18 protein-coding genes are annotated in these 20,104 nt (G+C 70.9%); 12 read left to right on the top strand and 6 right to left on the bottom strand.

What is annotated here, in order from left to right:
- Positions 1-4 precede the first annotated feature (4 nt).
- The gene (locus ABT130_RS27785) at positions 5-1,498 is read right to left on the bottom strand and encodes a PucR family transcriptional regulator (protein ID WP_350960060.1); all 1,494 of its coding nucleotides are present in this window, start codon (positions 1,496-1,498) and stop codon (positions 5-7) included.
- Positions 1,499-1,669: 171 nt separating this feature from the next.
- On the opposite strand from ABT130_RS27785, the gene torT reads away from it, so the two are divergent.
- The 12 genes from torT (at position 1,670) to ABT130_RS27725 (ending at position 13,953) form a co-directional block, all read left to right on the top strand.
- Entirely contained in the window at positions 1,670-2,794 is a 1,125-nt protein-coding gene (gene torT / locus ABT130_RS27780; RefSeq protein ID WP_350927173.1) for a TMAO reductase system periplasmic protein TorT, read from the top strand.
- Positions 2,795-2,852: 58 nt separating this feature from the next.
- Positions 2,853-4,382: a sugar ABC transporter ATP-binding protein gene (locus tag ABT130_RS27775; RefSeq protein WP_350927175.1), complete on the top strand. Its 1,530-nt coding sequence runs from the start codon at positions 2,853-2,855 to the stop codon at positions 4,380-4,382.
- The gene (locus ABT130_RS27770; RefSeq protein WP_350927177.1) at positions 4,379-5,416 is read left to right on the top strand and encodes an ABC transporter permease; all 1,038 of its coding nucleotides are present in this window, start codon (positions 4,379-4,381) and stop codon (positions 5,414-5,416) included. Before ABT130_RS27775 ends, ABT130_RS27770 begins: the two co-directional genes overlap by 4 nt.
- Positions 5,417-5,418: 2 nt before the next feature.
- Positions 5,419-6,150: a 5-oxoprolinase subunit PxpA gene (pxpA, locus tag ABT130_RS27765; RefSeq protein WP_350960057.1), complete on the top strand. Its 732-nt coding sequence runs from the start codon at positions 5,419-5,421 to the stop codon at positions 6,148-6,150.
- A gap of 10 nt (positions 6,151-6,160) precedes the next feature.
- Positions 6,161-6,406: an acetyl-CoA carboxylase gene (locus ABT130_RS27760; RefSeq protein ID WP_350960054.1), complete on the top strand. Its 246-nt coding sequence runs from the start codon at positions 6,161-6,163 to the stop codon at positions 6,404-6,406.
- A 5-nt stretch (positions 6,407-6,411) separates the two neighbouring features.
- Positions 6,412-7,773: an acetyl-CoA carboxylase biotin carboxylase subunit gene (locus tag ABT130_RS27755; RefSeq protein WP_350927183.1), complete on the top strand. Its 1,362-nt coding sequence runs from the start codon at positions 6,412-6,414 to the stop codon at positions 7,771-7,773.
- An 11-nt stretch (positions 7,774-7,784) separates the two neighbouring features.
- The gene (locus ABT130_RS27750; RefSeq protein ID WP_350960052.1) at positions 7,785-8,675 is read left to right on the top strand and encodes a 5-oxoprolinase subunit B family protein; all 891 of its coding nucleotides are present in this window, start codon (positions 7,785-7,787) and stop codon (positions 8,673-8,675) included.
- Complete coding sequence (locus tag ABT130_RS27745; RefSeq protein ID WP_350927187.1) at positions 8,665-9,639, top strand: 5-oxoprolinase subunit C family protein; 975 nt, start codon at positions 8,665-8,667, stop codon at positions 9,637-9,639. The genes ABT130_RS27750 and ABT130_RS27745 overlap by 11 nt, the downstream gene beginning before the upstream one ends.
- The gene (locus tag ABT130_RS27740; protein ID WP_350960049.1) at positions 9,639-10,106 is read left to right on the top strand and encodes a RidA family protein; all 468 of its coding nucleotides are present in this window, start codon (positions 9,639-9,641) and stop codon (positions 10,104-10,106) included. Before ABT130_RS27745 ends, ABT130_RS27740 begins: the two co-directional genes overlap by 1 nt.
- A gap of 66 nt (positions 10,107-10,172) precedes the next feature.
- Positions 10,173-11,075: an FAD binding domain-containing protein gene (locus ABT130_RS27735; RefSeq protein ID WP_350927191.1), complete on the top strand. Its 903-nt coding sequence runs from the start codon at positions 10,173-10,175 to the stop codon at positions 11,073-11,075.
- Positions 11,072-11,569 carry a (2Fe-2S)-binding protein gene (locus ABT130_RS27730; protein ID WP_350927193.1) on the top strand — a complete coding sequence of 166 codons (498 nt, stop codon included), beginning with the start codon at positions 11,072-11,074 and terminating at the stop codon, positions 11,567-11,569. Before ABT130_RS27735 ends, ABT130_RS27730 begins: the two co-directional genes overlap by 4 nt.
- Positions 11,566-13,953 (top strand): xanthine dehydrogenase family protein molybdopterin-binding subunit, encoded by a 2,388-nt coding sequence (locus ABT130_RS27725; RefSeq protein WP_350960046.1) that lies wholly within the window; start codon positions 11,566-11,568, stop codon positions 13,951-13,953. The genes ABT130_RS27730 and ABT130_RS27725 overlap by 4 nt, the downstream gene beginning before the upstream one ends.
- 284 nt (positions 13,954-14,237) lie before the next feature.
- On the opposite strand, the gene ABT130_RS27720 is transcribed toward ABT130_RS27725, so the two are convergent.
- The 5 genes from ABT130_RS27720 to ABT130_RS27700 are packed head-to-tail and all read right to left on the bottom strand — an operon-like array spanning position 14,238 to position 20,014.
- Entirely contained in the window at positions 14,238-15,191 is a 954-nt protein-coding gene (locus ABT130_RS27720; protein WP_350960044.1) for an LLM class flavin-dependent oxidoreductase, read from the bottom strand.
- Positions 15,188-16,486, bottom strand: a complete 1,299-nt coding sequence (locus ABT130_RS27715) for a threonine synthase (protein WP_350927199.1) — start codon at positions 16,484-16,486, stop codon at positions 15,188-15,190. Before ABT130_RS27715 ends, ABT130_RS27720 begins: the two co-directional genes overlap by 4 nt.
- Entirely contained in the window at positions 16,483-17,670 is a 1,188-nt protein-coding gene (locus tag ABT130_RS27710; RefSeq protein ID WP_350960041.1) for a M24 family metallopeptidase, read from the bottom strand. Before ABT130_RS27710 ends, ABT130_RS27715 begins: the two co-directional genes overlap by 4 nt.
- On the bottom strand, positions 17,667-18,686 hold the full coding sequence (locus ABT130_RS27705; protein ID WP_350927203.1) for an LLM class flavin-dependent oxidoreductase: 1,020 nt from the start codon (positions 18,684-18,686) through the stop codon (positions 17,667-17,669). The genes ABT130_RS27710 and ABT130_RS27705 overlap by 4 nt, the downstream gene beginning before the upstream one ends.
- The gene (locus ABT130_RS27700) at positions 18,683-20,014 is read right to left on the bottom strand and encodes a cytosine permease (RefSeq protein WP_350960038.1); all 1,332 of its coding nucleotides are present in this window, start codon (positions 20,012-20,014) and stop codon (positions 18,683-18,685) included. The genes ABT130_RS27705 and ABT130_RS27700 overlap by 4 nt, the downstream gene beginning before the upstream one ends.
- Positions 20,015-20,104 lie beyond the last annotated feature (90 nt).

The following is a 20,104-nucleotide window of genomic DNA, read 5'->3' as shown; positions in this document are numbered from 1 at the left end:
GGCGTCATCCGCCCGCCGGGTCGTACATCCGGTACGCCAGGTTGCAGATCAGCAGGGTGTCAAGGTGGTCCAGGTCGGCTTCGAGCAGCCTGCCGATCTGGGCGAGCCGGTATCGCAGGGTGTTGCGGTGCACGTGCAGAACCTGGGCCGTCGTGTGCTGTCTGGCATCCAGCCGCAGGTAGGTCCGCAGGGTGTGGAGCAGCTCGCCGTTGGTCTTGGCATCGTGATCGATCAGCGGCTGCAGGAACTCCCGCGCGGCATGCTGCCCGCCCCGGCCGGCGGCCGCGGCCACGATCGAGGTCAGGTCGAAGGCGCGGGCGCGGATCGGGCTCGACTGGTCCGGGGTGATCACGGCACGCGCGGACGCGAAGACCATGCGAACCTCCCCGGCGTCGTGTGCCGGTCCGGCCACGACGATCCGCCGGCTGGGCATCTCCCGCCGGAGAACCTCCAGGATCTTGCCCGTGGCGTCGGCGACGTCGCCCTGGGCGAGCAGCACCAGGGTCTCGCCGCTGCGCACCGAACGCACCATGGGCAGCACCTGCTCCACGGCCAGGCGCAGCCGGAGGGAGTAGCCGGCGGAGAACGCGGGATTCGGATGGGCGACCAGCACGACGAAGGGCACGTCGCTTTCGAACCCCGCCACCCGTAGCGCTCTGATCAGCGTTGTCGTGGGTGTGGTCCAGTCGGTCAGGCCGGCGAGCACCGCGGCCATCCGCGTCGCGCTCGACGGTTCCTCCTGCAACCTCCGCGTCAGGTCGATCGCGACCAGGGTCGCCGCCGAGCCCATGGCCATCCGGACGCTCTCCATGGCCTCGTCGGATCGGCCGACCAGAACGTGGTCGTGCGCGCCGGCCTGGTCGAGGGGGACGGCGAAGTAACCGGTCGTCCCGTTGGTGGCCAGCCCCTCCAGCACCAGGTCGGTCTGCCACTCCCAGTGCGAGGGCCAACTCGCCATCACCTTTCCGTCGATGTCGACGATGGCCGCCTCGCCTTTGATCTCCTCGGCGATCTGTTTCAGCAGGGCCGCCAGGGGAGCCCCGTTGGAGATGAATCTCGCCAGTTCGGCGGCGAGATTGGAGGCCCGCCCCATGTCCTTGAACCGGTCGGCGATGATCGCGTCGGCGACGAACTCGCTGATCCGTACGAAGGGCACGTTGTAGGGGACGATCAGCAGCGGCAGGTCCACCGCCGTGGCGCACTCGACCAGCGCGCGTGGCACCTCCTGGTGCGTCAGACCGCAGCCGAAACCGAGGGCCGTGGCCCGCACCGCCTTGAGCCGCTGGGTGAAGGCCCGCCACCCTTCGTAGTCATCCGCGCCGATGAAGGCACCGGTGGTCAGCACCAGCTCGGCCCCGCGCAGGAAGGGGGTGGGGTCGACCAGTTCGGTGGACGCGACCCATCGAACGGTGCGTTGCAGCAGCTCAGGGCTGCTGGGGGTGACCAGTGTCAGCTCCAGGACCGCTTCGGCGATGAGCTGGTCGAGCGTCAGGGCCATGGGGCGGATTCCTCTCTGTGGCGGAGCCTCACGCTGTGCAACTGCACAATACAAGCTCCGCAGCCTTGGCCCGCACGCACGTAGACGGTGAAACCGGCATCCCTGTTGACTGCTTGGCATCCCACCCCTGTACACGAAGTTCCCGATGTGGAACGAATAAAGGGAGCATTCGTGCGGTTCAAGCATCCCGCCTTCCTGGCGACCTCCGCTGTGGCCATGCTGTCGCTCGCGGCCTGCGGCTCATCCACCCCCACCGGCTCGGCCGACGGCGCCGCGGCCGCCTCGGCGGCCCCCGCCAAGAACTGGGCGCCGGCGAAGGTCGATGTGTGGGCCGACTTCTCCATGGACAGCGAGCGGACCAAGGCGGAGTACACGCCCGTGGGGAAGGCGGAGAAGGCCTGGAACATCTGCGTGTCGGTGCCCCACATGAAGGACGCCTACTGGCTGGGCCTCAACTACGGGGTGGCCGAGCAGGCGCGCGAAGCCGGCGTCAACATGACGATGGTGGAGGCGGGCGGCTACGAGAACCTCGACAAGCAGACCCAGCAGATCGAGGACTGCGCGCAGAGCGCCGACGCCCTGGTGATCGGCGCCATCTCCTACGACGGGCTCAACAGCACCGTGAACCGCCTGGCGGCGACCGGTAAGCCGATCATCGACGTCGTCAACGGCATGTCCAGTGACAAGATCACCGCCAAGTCGCTCGTCTCGTTCAACGACCTGGCCGCCATCACGGCCGACTGGCTCATCAAGGACTCCAAGGGAGAGCCGGTCAAGGTCGCCTGGTTCCCCGGGCCGAGCGGCGCCGGCTGGGCCGAGGCCGGCGAGGCGGGCTTCAAGAGCGCGCTCAAGGACAGCAAGGTGGAGATCGTCGACACCAAGTGGGGCGACACGGGCAAGGACGCCCAGACCCGGTTGATCGAGGACGTGCTCGCCGCCACCCCGGACATCGACTACATCATCGGCACCGCGGTGACCGCCGAGGCCGCCGGGCCGATCCTGCGGGACCGCGGCCTCAGCGACAAGATCAAGGTCGCCGGCTACTACTTCACCCCGGGCACCCACACCGGAATCCAGCGCGGCACCGTGCAGGGCGCGCCGAGCGACAGCACCGTGCTGCAGGGCCGGATCGCCATCGACCAGGCCGTCCGGGCGCTGGAGAAGAAGGAGTTCATGAAGCACGTCGGGCCGGAGCTCGTCATGGTCACCAAGGACACGCTCGGTGACTTCGACCTGACGACCACGCTGGCGCCCGAGGGATGGTCCCCGACGTTCCAGGTCAAGGCCGGCAGCTGACCCGTCGCGTCGGTTCCGGCTCGGCTGGAACGTTCCATCATCAGAAAGATTGCCTTCTATGACCGAACCTGACCACGGAGCCGTGCTTCGGATCCGCGGGCTCACCAAGAAGTACCCGGGTGTGACCGCGCTGGACCAGGTGGATTTCGAGCTCCGCCGAGGTGAGGTGCACGTACTCTTCGGTGAGAACGGGGCCGGGAAGTCCACCCTCATCTCCATCATCTCCGGAGCACAGCACCCCGATGGCGGGACCATCGAGGTCGGCGGGCGGACCGTCGAGTTCTCCGGCGTCGCGGCCGCACGCGAGCTGGGCATCAGCGCGGTGTTCCAGGAGTTCTCGCTGATGCCCACGATGACCGTGGCCGAGAACCTGGTGATGGGCTCCGAGCCCGGCCGGTACGGATTCGTCAACCGGCGACAGAGCAGGAAGCTGGCGCAGGCGCGCCTGGACGAGTTCGATTTCCGCATCTCGCCGGATCGGCTGGTGGAGACGCTGAGCCGGGCCGAGCAGCAGATGGTCGAGATCGCCAAGGCGTTCCGGCCCGAGCTCAGCGTGCTCATCCTGGACGAGCCGACCGCCTCGCTGACCGAGGAGGAGTCGGAGCGGCTGTTCGCCCTCGTCGAGGAGGCGCGCGGCCGAGGGGTCGGCATCATCTACATCACGCACAGGATGGCCGAGATCCGGCGCCTCGCGGACCGGGTGACCGTGCTGCGGGACGGGCGGCTGATCACGACGGTTCCCGGTGGCACGCCGGACGACGAGCTGATCGGCCTGATGACGGGCCGGGTGGTGGAGGACCTCTACCCCGAACTGCCCGAACCCGGTACCGGCGTGGTGCTGGCCGCCCGCGGCATCACGACCTTCGACGGCGCGGTGCGCGACGCGAGCTTCGAGCTCCGCGCGGGGGAGATCGTGGGATTCGCCGGCCTCATGGGGTCGGGCAAGTCCACCGCGGCCCGTGCCTGCTTCGGTCTGGAGCGGATCGACTCCGGGACGTTGACGATCGCCGGCAAGGATCTGACCGGCGCCGATCCCGCCCGTGTCATGAAGTCCGGCGTGGTGTACCTGCCCAGTGACAGGAAGACCGAGGGGCTGTTCCTCAACCGTCCGCTCCGCGAGACCGTCACGCTTCCCTGGCTGCGCCGGGCGCCGATGTCCAGCGGGCCGGTGCTGCGGCCGGGACGCGAGCGCGCGGCGGCCGGCGACATGCTGCGCCGGATGAAACTGAACCCGGCCGACCCTGAGCGCCCGGCCGACAGCTACTCCGGCGGCAACCAGCAGAAGGGCCTGCTGGGGCGGGCGCTCCTGGGGGACTGCGACACCTACATGCTGGACGAGCCGACGGTCGGGGTGGACGTCGGCGCCCGGGTGACGATCTACGACCAGATCGTCGAACTCGCCCGGAAGGGCAACGCCGTGCTGGTCATCTCCTCGGAACTGCCGGAGATCCTTCATCTCTGTCACCGGGTGTACGTGTTCTCGCACGGAACGATCACCGCCGAGATACAGCGGGACGACCTCAGTGAGGAAACGGTCCTGCGCCACATGATGCATTGGGACGAACCAGCGACAAAGGAGATCGCATGACCCTCCCCGGTGAGGTCGGAGTGGCCCTACGACCTCGGAGATCTGTGATCTCGTACGCCGCCCGCACATTCGTCAAGATCGGTGTGCTGCCCATCCTCGTGGTCGTCGCGCTGATCGCCTTCTCCGCGATGTCGGACAACTTCCTGACCGTGGACAACATCCACTCGGCGCTGCGGCAGAACTCGTACATCATCATCGCCACCCTCGGCCAGTTCGCCGTGCTGCTGGTCGGCGGGTTCGACCTCTCGATCGGTGCCATCACCGCCCTGGTCTCGGTGACCACGGCGATGGCGATGACCGCCCAGTCGGAGACCTCCTCCCCCCTGACGGCCGTGCTCGTCGGTGTCGCCGCAGGCGTGCTGGTCGGCATGATCTGCGGGCTCGTCAACGGCCTGGGCGTGGCGAGCCTGAACATCAATCCCTTCATCATGACGCTGGCGACCGCCTCGGTGTTCTCCGGGCTCGCCCTGATGCTCACCTCGGGCGTGCCGGTCTCCGGCCTGCCCCAGGAGTTCAGTGACTGGCTGGGCTTCGGCAGCGTCCTCGGGATCGGCGTCTCCATCTGGCTCGCCGCACTGGCGGCCGGGCTCCTCTGGCTGTTTCTGACCCTGACCCGCCAGGGACGCCACATCTACTCCGTCGGGTCGAGCCCGCGCGCGGCCAGGCTCTCCGGGGTCAGCGAGTTCCGCACCCTGATCCTGACGTACGTGCTGGCCGGAGGCCTGGCGGCGGTCGGGTCCGTGCTGCTCACCGCGCGCATCGAGACCGGAGAGGCGAACATCGGAGCCTCCCTTCCGCTGCAGACGATCGCCGCGGCCGTCATCGGCGGGGTCAGCCTCCGCGGCGGATCCGGCCGGGTGCTCGACGCGGTGCTGGGCGCGGTTTTCATTGGAATCGTCGCCAACGGCATGAATCTGGCGCAAATCAATTCCTACTATCAAATGATAGTCACCGGCATTGTGCTGGCTCTGGCGGTTGTCGCCGACCGTCTCCGTACTCGACTCGCCGCCGCGGTGTACGCAGGAAAGGTGTGATTATGAAGGTCACTCTGAATTCCGATATGGGGGAGTCCTTCGGGATCCATTCCTTCGGGAACGACGGGGCGCTGCTCGCCCTGATCGACACGGCGAACGTGGCGTGCGGGTTCCACGCCGGAGACCCGAGCGGCATGCGCGAGACCGTCGCGGCCGCGGCCGCCGCGGGGGTCTCCGTGGGCGCGCACCCGGGACTGCCCGACCCGGTCGGCTTCGGGCGACGCGAGATGAAGTTGTACCCTGATGAGGTACGTGACATCGTTCAGTACCAGGTGGGAGCGCTGAAGGGCTTCCTCGACTCCGCGGGTGTACCTCTTGATCACATCAAGCCGCACGGCTCGCTGTACGGCATGGTCGCGCGGGACGAGGCACTGATGGACGCGGTGTGCGACGTCGCCGCGACGTACGGGGTGCCGGTCTTCGGAATGGCGGGAACCGCGCACGAGCGGGTTTGCCAGGCTCGGGGAATTCCATTTCTCGCCGAGTTCTACGTCGACCTCGAATACACGGCCGAAGGCGGTTTGATCATCGCCAGGCGGCCGCATGCCACACCTGTCGAGCGAGCGGTGGAGCGAATGACCATTGCTCTCGAAGAGGGAGTCGCCATTGCCGTCACCGGTGAGCGGATCCCCATGAGATTCGACACGGTCTGCGTCCATTCGGACACGCCCAACGCGGTGGAAGTCGCCTCCGCCATCAGAAATGTCATCGATTCGACGAACTCGTCGTCCTGAAAGGCTTCTCATGTCTGAGCACGTTGTGCAGTCTCCGCTCCCCGGCGTCTTCTACACCCGGCCCGCGCCCGACCAGCCGCCCTTCGTCGAGGTGGGCAGCGTGGTCACCGCCGGGACGACCGTGGGCCTGGTCGAGGTCATGAAGCAGTTCGCCGAGATCAAGGCCGGGGAGAGCGGGACCGTGACGGCGATCCACGCGGAGAACGAGAGCATCATCGGCCCCGGGGACGGCGTCGTCACCATCGAGAAGGACTGATCCTGTTGCGTAAGTTGCTGGTCGCCAACCGCGGCGAAATCGCGGTGCGGATCATTCGGGCCGCCCGCGAACTCGGGATCAGCACGGTGGCGGTGTACAGCGAGGCCGACCAGGACGCCCTGCACGTCCGGCTGGCCGACGAGCGGGTGCTCATCGGCCCGCCCGCCGCCTCCCGCAGCTACCTGAACATGGACGCCGTCGTCACGGCGGCGGTCGATCTGGGCGCGGACGCGGTGCATCCCGGGTACGGATTCCTCTCCGAGCGGGCCGAGTTCGCCGACAAGGTGACCGGGGCCAAGCTCCTCTTCGTCGGACCGTCGGCGGAGACGATCCGGCTGATGGGGGACAAGGCGCGGGCCAGATCCGCCGCCGAGGAGGCCGGAGTGCCGACGGTGCCGGGATCCGACGGGCCCGTCGACGGCCTGTCCGAGGCTCTGGCCGCGGCGGAAAAGGCGGGATACCCGGTGGCGGTCAAGGCCGCCGCGGGCGGCGGTGGCCGCGGTATCCGTATCGTGGCCGACGCGACGGAACTCGCCGAGGCGCTGCCGGTCGCCCAGGCCGAGGCCCAGGCGGCGTTCGGCAGCGGGCTGGTGTACATCGAGCGGTTCGTGCCCAACGCCAGGCACATCGAGGTCCAGGTGTTCGGTGACGGAGAGAACTTCGTCCACCTGGGGGAACGCGAGTGCTCGATGCAGCGGCGGCGGCAGAAGGTGCTGGAGGAGGCGGGAGCGCCGGGCCTGCCCGATCACGTGCGCACCGCCATGGCTGACGCCGCCGTCGCGCTCGCCAAGGTCTCGGGCTACTCCGGGGCCGGCACCGTCGAGTTCCTCTACGACTCCGCGAGCGAGGGGTTCTACTTCATCGAGATGAACACCCGGATCCAGGTGGAGCATCCGGTGACGGAGATGGTGACGGGCCGGGACCTGGTCCGCGAACAGCTCACGGTGGCCTCGGGCGACCCGCTGTCGTTCTGCCAGGCGGACGTCGAGTTCCGCGGCCACGCCATCGAGGTGCGGCTCAACGCGGAGAACCCGGACTTCGGGTTCATGCCCAGCCCCGGCGTGCTGTCGGCCATGCGGATGCCGGGCGGCCCGTTCGTCCGCATCGACTCGGGATTCGGGCCAGGCAGCGAGGTCAGCCCCTTCTACGACTCCCTGCTCGCCAAGATCATCGTTTGGGGGGACAGCCGCCGGGCGGCGATCGCCCGGATGGCCCGGACCCTGGACGAGGTCGAGATAGCAGGCGTCGTCACCACCGCGGGATTCCTGCGCGAGGTGATCGATATCGAGGAGTTCCGCGACGGCCGGTACCACACCACCTTCCTGGAGGACTGGATGGCCGGCACCAGGACCGGGGGCGGCAAGTGAAGGAGAACACCGTGTGCAGAGCAGGCGAGAGCCGCTACTCCTGGGGTGGCGACGAGCATCTGGTCGTCCAGTTCGCCGAGGCGATGAGCCTTGAGGTCAACTTCACGGCCATGGCGGTGGCGAAGGCTCTCACCGAGAACCGGCTGCCGGGGATCGTGGACATCTGCCCGGCGAACGCGTCCCTGCTGATCAGGTTCGACCCCGACGTCGTGCCGCCCGCCACGGTCGAGGCGGCGGTCAGGGCGGCCGAGGCGCAGGTCGCGGGCTCACCCTCGCGGAGCATCGAGACCAGGATCTTCGAGGTCCCCGTCTGGTACGACGACCCGTTCACCAACGAGACGGGGGCCAGGTTCCGCGACCGGCACCAGCGGCCCGAGGGCAACGACCTGGAGTTCGCGGCCGTCGAGAACGACATGGACTCCGTGCAGGCGTTCATCGACGCCCATTCGGGCTCGCCGTGGATCACCTCGATGGTCGGCTTCGTGGCTGGACTGCCGTTCATGTTCCAGATGGTTCCCCGGGAACGCCAGCTCGAGCTGCCCAAGTATCTGCGGCCGCGCACCGACACGCCCGCCCTCACCATCGGACACGGCGGATGCTTCGCCTGCATCTACTCGGTCCGCGGAGCCGGCGGGTACCAGATGTTCGGCGTCACCCCCGTGCCGATCTTCGACCCGGAGCAGAGGCTCGCCGACTTCAGCGACTTCATGGTGTTCTTCCGGCCCGGCGACATCGTCAAGTTCCGCGGTATCGACAGTGCCGAATACGACAGCATCCGAGCGCAGGTCGAGGCCGGCACCTACCGCTACCGCCAGCGCCCGATCACCTTCGACCTCGATCGATTCCTCGCCGACCCCGACGGCTACAACACCGAACTTCTGGGAGCTCTCTATGCCGGTTGAGATTCTGGAGCCCGGGCTGGCCTCAAGCATCCAGGACCGCGGCCGGCCCGGCTACTACAGCGTGGGCATCCCGCCGTCCGGCGCCGCCGATCTGCGCGCCGCGGCCGCGGCCAACCTGCTCGTCGGCAACACCCCGGACGCGGCGGTCATCGAGTCGCCCTACATGGGGCCCGCCCTGCGGTTCGACGAGCCGACGGTGGTGGCCGTCACCGGCGCGACCATGCCGGTGCTGCTCAACGGAGCACCGGTCCCGCAGTGGGAGTCCTTCGCGGTCGCGGCCGGAGACCGGCTGACCTTCGGTTTCCTGCAGGCGGGCGCGCGCGTCTACATCGCCGTCGCCGGTGGGTTCGACGTTCCCGTGGTGCTGGGCAGCCGGTCGACCTACGCGCTGGGCGGATTCGGCGGCTTCGAGGGCCGGAACCTGAGGAAGGGCGACCTGGTCCCGATCGGCGGGGCCGGGGGAACCCCCGGCAGGGTCGTGCCCGAGGAGCTTCGGCCCGTCCACAGCCGTGACGTCGAGCTACGGGTGGTCATGGGGCTGTACGACTACCGGCTGACCGACGCCGGTCGCAGCTGCCTGCTGGAGTCGGAGTGGTCGCTGACCCCGGTCGCGGACCGCACCGGTTTCCGATACTCCGGTCCGGTGCTGGAATGGGAGCAGCGGGTTCAGCCGTTCGGCGCGGGCTCCGACCCCTCCAACATCGTCGACGCCGGATATCCGATCGGTTCCATCCAGGTGCCGGGCGGCGTGGAGCCGATCATCCTGCATCGCGACGCGGTCTCCGGCGGCGGCTACGCCATGCTGGCCACCGTGATCAGCACCGATCTCAACCTGGTCGCCCAGTGCTCTCCGGGGACGCGAACCCGCTTCGTGGCGGTGACCCTGGAGGAGGCGCTGCGGGCGCGTGCCGCCGCGGCGGACTGGGAGTCGCGGGTGCGCCAGGCTCTGGGCGCGGCCGCCTGATGCGACCCCAGCCCGCTTCGGAACGGCTGGCGGCACTGGGACTGGTGCTGCCCGACGTCCCCGCGCCGGCCGGTGCGTACGTCGCGGCGGTCCGGCACGGCGACATCGTGATCACAACGGGCCAGCTGCCCTTCGTCGACGGCCGCCTGCCGCTGACGGGGCTGGTCGGCGTCGACCTCGACATCGCCGCCGCGGCCGGTGCGGCACGTCAGGCCGGCCTGAACGCGATCGCCGCCGCGGCCGGCGTTCTCGGCGGTGTCGACGACATCGTCCGCGTTCTCAGCGTGACCGGGCACATCGCCGGCGGCCCGGACTTCGTCGAACATCCGGCCGTGCTCGACGGCGCGAGCAAGCTCATGGTGGAGATCTTCGGGGAAGCCGGCCGGCACGTCCGTACCAATGTGGGAGCCCCGCGGCTACCGCTGAACAGTCCGGTGGAGGTCGGCATCATGGTCGCCGTCCGCTGAGCCGGGCCGTGGCCCGCGGCCGGACCCCGGCCGCGGGCCCTTGGACAAGGAGTTCCGTTGACAGCTTTGACGACAGCTTCGGCAACACCGGCGTTGTACCGGCCGGCCTCGCTCGACGACGCCATCGAGCGGCTGGCGACCTCCGACCTGGACGCCGTGCCGATCGCCGGTGCCACCTGGGTCATGCGGAGTCCCGCCCGTGGCGAGCCGTTCCACGGCGAGTACGTGTCACTGGCCCGGATCGAGGAACTGGGACGGATCGACGACGACGGTACGAATCTCACGATCGGCGCGGCCGTCACCCATGCCCGGCTGGCCGAAGCGCTGGCCGGCCACCCCGGGCTGGACGTCCTCCGGCAGGCCGCGGCGAAATCGGCCAACCCGTCCGTCAGGCGTCAGGCCACGGTCGGCGGCAACCTCTGCACCACCGGCTTCGCCGCGGCGGATCTGGTACCCGCGCTGCTGAGCCTGTCGGCCGTCGCCATCGTGAGGGGTCCGGCCGGTGAGACCAGGATGCCGCTCGGCCGGTTCCTCGCCACGCGGGGCGCGGCACTTCCCGCGACGGTGCTGTCGCACGTGTCCGTGCCGCTGGCTCCCGTCGTGTCCGCGCACGCTCGCCTGACCATGCGGCGGGCGGGGGACTACCCGGTCGTCATCGTCAGTGCCACGGCCGCGGTGGACGACGCGGGGGTGGTGGAGTCGGCCACCGTCGCGGTGGGTTCGGTCGAACCCGTGGCCCGCCTGTGGCCGGAGATGGCGGCCGCGCTGGTCGGCCGGCGACTCGACGCGGACGCGGCGGTGCTCGCCGCCCGCGAGCACGCCGGATCCTTCCAGGCGCGGGAGTCGGTGGAGGTGGACGGCTGGTACCGGTCGCAGGTGCTGCCGGCGGTCGTGGGCCGGGCCGTACGCGCACTGGAGCGGTCCAGTCGCGCCGGACGGGAAGAGCGCGGAGAGGCGGGCAGGGCATGAGCACCGAGTTGACGGTCAACGGCGAGGTGAGGCGGGTGCACGCCGGCCCGATGACCCCGCTGGCCAGGGTGCTCCGCGAGGAGTTGCACCTGAGCGGCACGAAGATGGCGTGTGGCGAAGGGTTCTGCGGATCGTGCACGGTGTTCGTGGACGACGACGCGGTGGCGTCCTGCCTGGTTCCGGTGGGGCACGCGGAGGGCAGGTCGGTCCGGACGGTGGAGTCCCTCGCGGACCCGGCCGGCGCGCTCTCCCCCCTTCAGCAGGCGATGAAGGACGCCGACGCGGTGCAGTGCGGGATGTGCTTTCCCGGGATGCTGATATCGCTGAGCGCGCTGCTGGAGTCGGATCCGGACCCCGACCGGGATGACGTACGGGAAGCCCTGGTCGGCAACATCTGCAGGTGCACCGGATACGAGCGCATCGTGGACGCCGCGCTCGCGGCGGCACAGGCGGCCGCGGGACAGGGACGACAGGCGGAGGGGAACGGATCGTGAGCCAGGTCATCGGAGCCAACCTGCCCCGTCGCGACGCCGAGGACAAGCTGCGCGGCCGGACGATGTTCACGGTGGACGCCGCCGCGGGAGGGCTCCTGCACGCGGCGCTGCGCCGGTCGGACGTGGCCGCGGGCCGCATCGTCTCGGTCGACCTGGAGCCCGCCCGGCGCATGCCCGGAGTGCGGGCCGTCGTGTCGGCCGCCGACGCCCCCGGCCGGTACGGGATCACCGTCGCCGACCACCCCCTGTTCGCCGTCGACGAGATCCGTTACCTGGGCGAGCCCATCGCGGCGGTCGCGGCGGAGACCCTCGAGCAGGCCCGCGCGGCCGCCGCGGCCATCGTGGTCGAGATCGAGGAGTTCACCCCCCTGATCACCATGGCCCAGGCGCTGGCCGGCGACGCCCGCGATCTCCATCCGGGCTGGGAAGACTACGACGTGCTCATCGAGGGCGGCCGGCGGGCGCGGAACATCGGCTGGGAGGCCACGGTGGTGCGCGGGGACACCGACGCGGTGTTCGCCCGGAGCGACGTCAGGATCATCGAGACGGAGTTCGTCGCGGGCAGGCAGAACCAGACGCCGCTGGAACCGCGCGCCTGCGTGGCCGGCTACGAGAACGGGCGATTCGTCCTTCAGACGTCCACCCAGGTCCCCTGGGCGGTCCGCAACTCCACGGCACGCCTCCTCGGGGTGCGGGAGTCCGACGTCCGGGTGGTGGTTCCGCCGGTCGGCGGTGGATTCGGGATGAAGTTCGAGGTGAGCATCGAGCCGTTCGCCGCCCTGCTGGCCCGCGCCTCGGGCCGTTCCGTCAAGCTGGTCAACAGCCGGCAGGAGGAGATGCAGACGGCGCTCTGCCGGGAGAACGCGGAGATCCGCATCCGGTCCGCCGTGTCGGAGTCGGGCGAGATCCTCGCCCGGGAGGCGGTGGTCCTGATGGACTGCGGCGCCTACGGCGGTGAACAGCCGTTCCTGACCAGCATGACGGCTCACACGCTGGGCGGGAACTACCGCCTGGGAGCCGTGCGGCTGGTGAGCCGCGCGGTCTACACCAACTCGCCGCCCAACGGGGCGTTCCGCGCCTGCAACGGCACGTACTGCACCGCGGCCCTTGAGCGGCACACCGACGAGATCTGCGCGGCGCTCGGCATGGACAGGGTGGAGTTCCGGCGGCGCAACGTCCTCGGCGACGGCGACATCGGGTCCACCGGGCAGGTGTTCGAGGGCGATGTGCTCGCTCCCATGCTCGATCGGATGATCTCGTTGCGGGACTCGGGCGAGCCCGTGAGGCAGGCCGACGACGGACGTCTGTACGGCACCGCGACGACGGTCGGCACCTGGTTCATCTTCGTGGGGCCCTCCGCGGCGACGGTGAACCTCAACCCGGACGGCGGCGTCACCCTGGTCACCGCCGGGGTCGAGATCGGTTCGGGATCGACCGTGCAGGCGATCCCGCAGATCGTCGCCGATTCGCTGGGCCTGCGGGTGGAGGACGTCACGGTCCGGGCCGCGGACACCGACGCGGCCGGATACGACGGCGGCGTGGGCGGCGGCAGGACCACCGTCTCGCTGGGGGCGGCCGGCGTCGCCGCCTGCGACGAGGTGCGCAGGAAGGTCTTCGAGGTCGCGGCGGAGATGCTCGAGACGTCTCCCGGCGACCTGAGCCTCGCCGACGGCCACGTCGTCGTGAACGGGGTGCCGTCGGCGCGGATCACCCTCAGAGAGGTCGCCGAACACGCGCAGCAGGTGTCGGGACCGATCTCCGGCTCCGGCTCGTTCACCGGCACCGGCGTGCAGCCCATGTCCGGCTGCGCGGCCGGACACCTGATCGGGGCACTGGACCTGCCGGTCTTCGCCGTGCACGAGTGCGACGTGGCGGTGGATCCGGACACCGGCCACGTGGAGGTGCTGGCCTACCGCGTCGTGCAGGACGTCGGCCGGGCGATCAACCCCAGGGCCATCCTGGGCCAGGTGCAGGGCGGTGTGGTCCAGGGACTGGGCTACGCGCTGCACGAGGAGATCACCATCGACCCTCGGGGGAAGGTGCGGCAGACGGGTTTCGAGACCTACCGCGTGCCCCTGTCCGGCGATGTCGTCCCGGTCCGGCTCGATCTCTACGAAGGGGCTCCGTCCATCGGGCCCCTGGGCGTCAAGGGCGCGGGTGAGGTGCCGATCCTGAACGTGGCCGCCGTGGTCTCCTGCGCGGTGGCGGACGCCATCGGCAAGTCCGTGGCGCAGATCCCGCTGACCCCGCAGCGGGTTCTCGGGCTCATCCTGGAGCGGGACGGCGAATCCGTGGATCTCCGGCACATACCGCAGGGCTGGCGGGAGAACGTGATCGCCGACCCGGACGAACTGATGGCCGCGGCCGGTGTGGGACGCCCCTGATCGTCCGTCCGGACGACTCCGGTCCAGGCTCCCCCGTTGGAGCCGGGACCGGGGCGCTCAGCCGGTCACCAGGTGCTCGGCCTCGTGGTGCAGTACCTCGACCAGGATCAGCTCCAGACGGAGGTCCTGGTCCGCGACCATCTCGGATGGTGTCATCGAATAACCTCCAGCCTCGCTGGTGGGGACGCTTCGCGCACCGTAAGGGTTATCCGTCATAGCGGGCCGGTATGGACGGTGAGCGCCCGCCGGGAGCGTAGGTCCCGGCGGGCCGGCCAGAAGGCGGGTCAGCGGCCGATGGCGAGGGCGGCCGCGCGCATGAGCCGTCCCGGATCGGTGTCGGGGTCGTCGCGGACGACCGCCACGTCCAGGCCGGCGGCGGCCAGGCGGCCGAGTGACGCGGCGGCGTCGGCGGCCGTCCCGGCGGCGGCGAACAGTTCGAGCAGCGCGTCGTCGACGAGGTCGGTGCGCGGAGCGTCGGAGAGCCACCCCTCGCGGAACGCGGCGCACAGCCCCGCGTCGAGCCCCGCGGTTCTGGTGATCTCGTGGTCGCCGTGCACGCCGAGGTAGGTCGCCACCATGGGGCGCAGCCGGTCGCGGGCCGCGCGCGCGTCCTCGCCCACCGACAGCCCGACGTAGGCGGCCAGTTCCACCCCGGCCCCGACGCGCTCGCGGACCGAGGCGACGTAGGGCGCGGAGGAGAGGATGGACAGCAGCAGGCCGTCCGCCCGCTCGGCGGCCAGGGCCAGCGCCCGCGGCCCCTTGACCCCCAGCACGATCGGCGGGGTGCGGCGCGGCGGGGTGAAGGACAGCCCGGCCGACACGCGGAAGTGCTCGCCCCGGTGGTCGACGCGCTCGCCGGTCATCATCGCCCTGACGATGTCGACCGCCTCGGCCAGGCGGCCGATCGGCCGGTCGAAGGGGATGCCGAGCCGGTCGGTCATCCAGCGGGAGTTGCTCGCGCCGAGGCCGAGGATCGCGCGCCCGCCGCTGATCTCCTCCAAGGCGGCGAGCTCCATGGCGATCAGCGCCGGGTGGCGGGTCCAGGGGTTGACCACCCCGATGCCCACCCGGATCCGCCCGGTGACCGCGGCGATCGCGCCGGCCAGCGCGAAGGCGCCGCGCTCGCAGTAGTCCTCGGTGATCCACACGGTGTCGAACCCGGCCTCCTCGGCGAGCCTGGCGACCGCGACGGCGGAGGCGGCGTCGCGGTGCCCGGAGATGGAGAACGCGAGTCTCATCGCTCGCCCTCCGGGCCGAGGCCGCCACTTCGCCGGTCGAGTGCGGCGAGCCCCCGGTCGAGCGCGGCGGGCGTGGGTTCCACGACGGGCACCGGCGGCAGGGTGGCGGCGGTGGCCCCGACGTCCTTCAGGCCGGTGGAGGTGCCGACCACGACCACGGTGGCGTCGGCGGGCAGCGCGCCCGACCCGGCCAGGTCCTCCACCGCGACCAGCGCGGTGACGGACGAGGCCTCCAGGTACAGGCCCGCCTCCCGGCCGAGCCTGCCCTGCGCGTCGAGGATGCGCGCGTCGTCGGGGACGGGCACCGCCCGGCCGCCGGTCGCCCGCAGCGCGGCCAGGCCCTGGAAGGTCCCGTACGGCGAGGCGATGGAGAACGCGACCGACGGGGCGGTCGGCACCGGTCCCGCGGTGTCCGTGCCGGCGGCCAGGGCGGCGTGGTGCGGGCCGAACGGCTCGGCCGCGACGAGGACCGGCATCCGGTCGGCCAGCCCCGACTCCACGAGGTCGGCGAAGCCGCGCCGGATCCCGGCCAGCCCGTCGGCGTAGGCGACGGGCACGACCACGTGGTCGGGAGTCCGGCCGAGGTCGGCGACGATCTCGTAGGCGATCGTCTTGTAGCCGTCGACGCCGTAGGGGATGGACCCCACCGGCGGGTCGGCGTGCCCGGACATCGCCAGCCAGCCGCGCTCCTCGACGAGCCGCCGCATCAGACGCCACCGATCCGGGGGGTTCTCCAGGGCGACGACGCGAGCACCGTACACCTGCATGAGGGTCTTCATCGTGGCCGGTACCGACGCCACGGTCAGCACCACGCAGGGCAGCCCCGCGCGTGCCGCGTAGGCGGCGACCGCCGCCCCGTGGTTACCGGTGCTCGCCACGACCACCGCCGGGGCGCCCAGTTCCACGGCCTTGGTGACCGCCACGGCGGCCAGCCGGTCCTTGTAGGACCAGGTCGGGTTGCGGGTCTCGTCCTTGACGAGGACCGCGCCGAGCCCGAGGCGTTCGGCGGTGCGGGGGAGCGGCACCAGCGGGGTGCCGCCCTCGCCCAGGCTCACCGCGGGTGTGGCGCCGTCCAGCGGCAGCAGCGCGCGGTGGCGGAACAGCCCCGGCTGGGCGGGGTCACAGGGCAGGCCGCGCAGGCCGCCGAGGTCGTAGACCGGGAGCACGTTGGCGGGCGCCCCCTCCTTCTCGCAGGCCGGGCAGCCGCGCCCGGCGAGTTCCAGCGAAGGGTCGGGGTAGGTCGCCGAGCACCGCTGGCAGGCCAGCCGGCCGAGGTAGCGGGAGACCGGGGTCATGCCGGCACCACCGTCAGCTCCCTCGGCGAGCGGGTGAACAGCTCCGCCCCGTCGCCGGTCACCACCAGGGTGTCCTCCACCATCATCCCGCCCCATCCGAGGTTGTAGTACGGCGTCTCGAAGCAGAATGTCATGCCCGGTTCCAGCACCGTCTCCACGCCGGGGGAGACGATGGGCGGTTCGTAGACGGCGAGGCCGATGCCGTGCCCGCAGTGCTGGCGCCGGTAGGGCGTGACCCCCTCCCGTCGCACCGCCCGCATCGCGACGTCGAAGACCTCCGAGGCGGTCACGCCGGGGCGGGTCAGGGCGACCTGCTCGTCCAGGCCGGCGAGGATCGCCGCGTAGTGACCGGCCTGGCGGGCGTCGGGCGCGCCGAGCACCGCGGTGCGCCCGATGTCGGACCAGTAGCCGGCGTACAGGCAGCCGATGTCGAAGCGGGCCAGCTCGCCGGGGCGCCAGCGCCGGTCGGTCGGGTGGGCGTCGGCCAGGGCGGAGCGCGGGCCGGTGGTCGCCACCACGAAGCGAGGCTCGGCGCCCCCGGCGACCATCGTGGCGGCCACCGCCTGGGCGAGCTCGTGCTCGGACACCCCCTCCGCGGCGATCTCCAGGGCGGCGTGGACTCCGGCCTCGGCGAGCCGGGCGGCGTGGCGCAGCAGCGCCACCTCGCCGGGGAGCTTCACTCCGCGGACCCGGCTCGCCCAGCCGGTGGCGTCGGCCGCGGTGGGGTCGCCCGCGGCCTCGCGCAGGGCCACCTCGCCGTCGAGCCCCTCGACGCCGTACCGGAGCCCCGCCCCGGCGGCGCGGGTCGCGGTGGCGAGCGCCGCGTACAGGTCGGGGTGCCGGTCGGCGGCACCGGTGAGGGGCGTGGGGCCGGACGACTCGAAGTAGAACCGGCCGAACGGCACCACCCGGTCCTCCGGCACGCCGCCGTCCACCGCGGGGGCGGTGTCGGCGGCCGGGCATACCAGCCAGCAGTCGTCGCCGGTCACCACGGCCGCCATCCGGTGGGCGCGGAACAGTGCCCCGGCCACGCTGCGGTAGCCGGTGGCGTACAGGACGCTCTCCGGAGTGGTGAGGACGACGGCGTCGAACGGAGCCTCGGCCAGGGCCCCGCGCAGCCGGGTGAGCCGCTCCGCCGCCAGCCGGCGCAGGTCGACGTCCGGGGCGGGGGGAACGGCGCTCATGGCCGACCTCCCGCCTGCTTGGCGATGACGGTCTCGCTGAACTCGTGCATGGCGTCGAGCGTCTCCGGCACGGTGTCGGCCGCGAACAGCAGCCCGGCGAGGGTGTCGACGCCGGCCTGCCGGTAGGCGGCGATCTGCTCGGCCACGCTGTCCGGAGTGCCGATGAGGTTGCGGCTCGCCAGGTCGGAGACGCCCTGGTCCTTCAGCGTCGTGCCGGACAGCGAGACCATGTGGTTGTGGAGCTGGGAGGCGCGGAATCTGCGCCAGGCCTCCTCGTGGGTGGGCGCCACGCAGACCGCCACCTGCAGCGCGACCTCGAACCCGCCGGGCAGCTCGCGGCCCGCGGCCGCCGCCTGCGCCCTGATGTCGGCGATGCCCGCGGCCACCTCGCCGGGGGTGAGGCAGGCGGGCAGCCACCCGCCGGCGTACAGCGCCGCGCGGGTGCGGGAGCCCGGCGCGTTGCCGCCGGACAGGATCGGCAGCGCGGGCTGTGCCGGCTTGGGGTAGGACTCCACGTCCTCGAACTCGACCCAGCGCCCCTTGAAGGAGGCGCGCCGCTCGGTGAACAACGCGTTGAGCGCCTGGATGGCCTCGGCCGCGTGCTCGCCCCTGTTGATGCGCCGCCCGGGGTTCATCGCCTCGAACTCCTCGCGGTAGGCGCCGATGCCCACGCCCAGCACGGCCCTGCCTCCGGACAGCCGGTCGAGGGTGGCGACCTGCTTGGCGGCCACCACCGGGTTGCGGAACGGCAGCACCATGATCGCCGTGGCCAGCCGGATCCGGCTGGTGAGCGCCGCGACGTAGCTCAGATAGGCGAACGGGTCGTAGTAGCGGGGCGGGGTGTCGAACTCCTCGCGCACGTAGCCCTGCGTGGTCACGTGGTCGTTGCCCCAGACCGAGTCGAATCCCAGCCGCTCGGCCTGGACGGCCAGCTCGACCGCCTCGGCGGCGTCGGCGTAGGGGACGGGGTACATCAGTCCCTCCGTGCCCGTGGGCACTCCCAGACCGAATCTCATCGAACATCTCCTTCCCGTGCGTCGGCCGTGACCGGAATCGGGGCGTTCCGCCTGAGGGCGGTCACCGCCCAGCCCAGTACGGCATAGCAGACGAACCCGTAGACCAGCCCCTCGATGGCGTCGGTCAGCAGGACGTCGGTGTACTTCGCCAGCAGCGCCGCCACGACCCAGGCCACGAGGGCCTCGGCCCGCACGGCCGGTGCCGACTCCAGCAGCTGGTCGCCCGTGTGGTGGCGGGCCAGGATCCAGAAGTGCGCGATGAGCACGCCGGCGAACGGCGGCGCGATGATCGCGATGACGTTCAGGAAGACGAGGAACTGGGCGGCCAGGCCGGCGAAGGCGACCAGGATCGCGATGACGATCGAGATTATGGTCCAGGTGGGTTTGCCGACACGCAGCCCCAGGGTGTTGGAGGCGTTGGTGAAGGCGAGCGAGGCCGAGTAGAGGTTGTTGTCGGCGGTGTTCCACAGGGCCAGCACCAGCATCACCGCGGCCGGGGCCAGCAGGCCCAGTCCCTGCATGACCAGCACGAAGTTGCTGTTGCCCACGGACATGGCTGAGACGGTGGCGATGATCTCGAAGACGCCCGCGCCCACGACGAACCCGGCGAAGCAGGAGATGATCACATCCCGGCCGTGGGAGGCGAAACGCGTCACGTCCCCGACGAGCGCGGCGCCGGTGACCCACGTCGAGATGACGGCGCCGACCGCGACGGCGAACCCGATGGGCACCGCGGGCTGCTGGGCGGCCACCTCGGCGAACCCGCCGTCCCCGCCGCCGATCTTGAAGAGCGCCAGCAGCGCGATCGCGACCTCGATGGGCACCGCGATCGCGGAGAACTTCGCCAGTCCCTTGAACCCGAAGATCGCCGTCGTGGTGATGGCGGCGCCGAACGCCAGAATGAAGGCCCATGGTGGGATCGCCGGAATCAGCTTGTGCACCGCCCCGCTCCAGGTGTCCATCAGCACCCCGATGAACCCCATGGCGATCACACCGAGCAGCAGCGAGACCACGACCGCGCCCTGGCGGCCGAAGACGACCCTGGCGGCGAGGTAGCTGGACAGGCCGGTCCGGTAACCGACCAGCCCGATCAGCGCGGACACGGCCACCAGGACCAGGTTGCCGACGAGGATCGCGGCCATTCCCTCACCGAAGGTGGTCCCGCCGCCCACGACACCGCCGACGAGGAAGCTGCTGACGCTGATGTTCCAGCCGATCTGGACGATGATCATCTGGATCAGGGACTTGCGCCGATGTGCGGGCACAGGCTCCAGCGCGTGGTCGTCGAGGTCGGTGGCGATCGACTCCGACTCCACTTTTGTACTCATAGCGCCCTCCTTGACTGGGACTGTGCCCTGGGATAGTCCATAGTCCATTAAGGGGCGTATGCCCAACTACGTGGCTCTGCCGGAAGATGG

This window comes from Streptosporangium sp. NPDC001681, assembly GCF_040298085.1.
Classification (GTDB): domain Bacteria; phylum Actinomycetota; class Actinomycetes; order Streptosporangiales; family Streptosporangiaceae; genus Streptosporangium.
This window is presented reverse-complemented; position numbering and strand designations above follow the sequence as displayed.

Bases quoted from the DNA above. Each gene is read 5' to 3' on its own strand.
- ABT130_RS27785 (WP_350960060.1), bottom strand. From the start codon at position 1,498: ATGGCCCTGACGCTCGACCAGCTCATCGCCGAAGCGGTCCTGGAGCTG.
- ABT130_RS27775 (WP_350927175.1), top strand. From the start codon at position 2,853: ATGACCGAACCTGACCACGGAGCCGTGCTTCGGATCCGCGGGCTCACC.
- ABT130_RS27770 (WP_350927177.1), top strand. From the start codon at position 4,379: ATGACCCTCCCCGGTGAGGTCGGAGTGGCCCTACGACCTCGGAGATCT.
- pxpA (WP_350960057.1), top strand. From the start codon at position 5,419: ATGAAGGTCACTCTGAATTCCGATATGGGGGAGTCCTTCGGGATCCAT.
- ABT130_RS27760 (WP_350960054.1), top strand. From the start codon at position 6,161: ATGTCTGAGCACGTTGTGCAGTCTCCGCTCCCCGGCGTCTTCTACACC.
- ABT130_RS27745 (WP_350927187.1), top strand. From the start codon at position 8,665: ATGCCGGTTGAGATTCTGGAGCCCGGGCTGGCCTCAAGCATCCAGGAC.
- ABT130_RS27740 (WP_350960049.1), top strand. From the start codon at position 9,639: ATGCGACCCCAGCCCGCTTCGGAACGGCTGGCGGCACTGGGACTGGTG.
- ABT130_RS27730 (WP_350927193.1), top strand. From the start codon at position 11,072: ATGAGCACCGAGTTGACGGTCAACGGCGAGGTGAGGCGGGTGCACGCC.
- ABT130_RS27720 (WP_350960044.1), bottom strand. From the start codon at position 15,191: ATGAGACTCGCGTTCTCCATCTCCGGGCACCGCGACGCCGCCTCCGCC.
- ABT130_RS27715 (WP_350927199.1), bottom strand. From the start codon at position 16,486: ATGACCCCGGTCTCCCGCTACCTCGGCCGGCTGGCCTGCCAGCGGTGC.
- ABT130_RS27710 (WP_350960041.1), bottom strand. From the start codon at position 17,670: ATGAGCGCCGTTCCCCCCGCCCCGGACGTCGACCTGCGCCGGCTGGCG.
- ABT130_RS27705 (WP_350927203.1), bottom strand. From the start codon at position 18,686: ATGAGATTCGGTCTGGGAGTGCCCACGGGCACGGAGGGACTGATGTAC.
- ABT130_RS27700 (WP_350960038.1), bottom strand. From the start codon at position 20,014: ATGAGTACAAAAGTGGAGTCGGAGTCGATCGCCACCGACCTCGACGAC.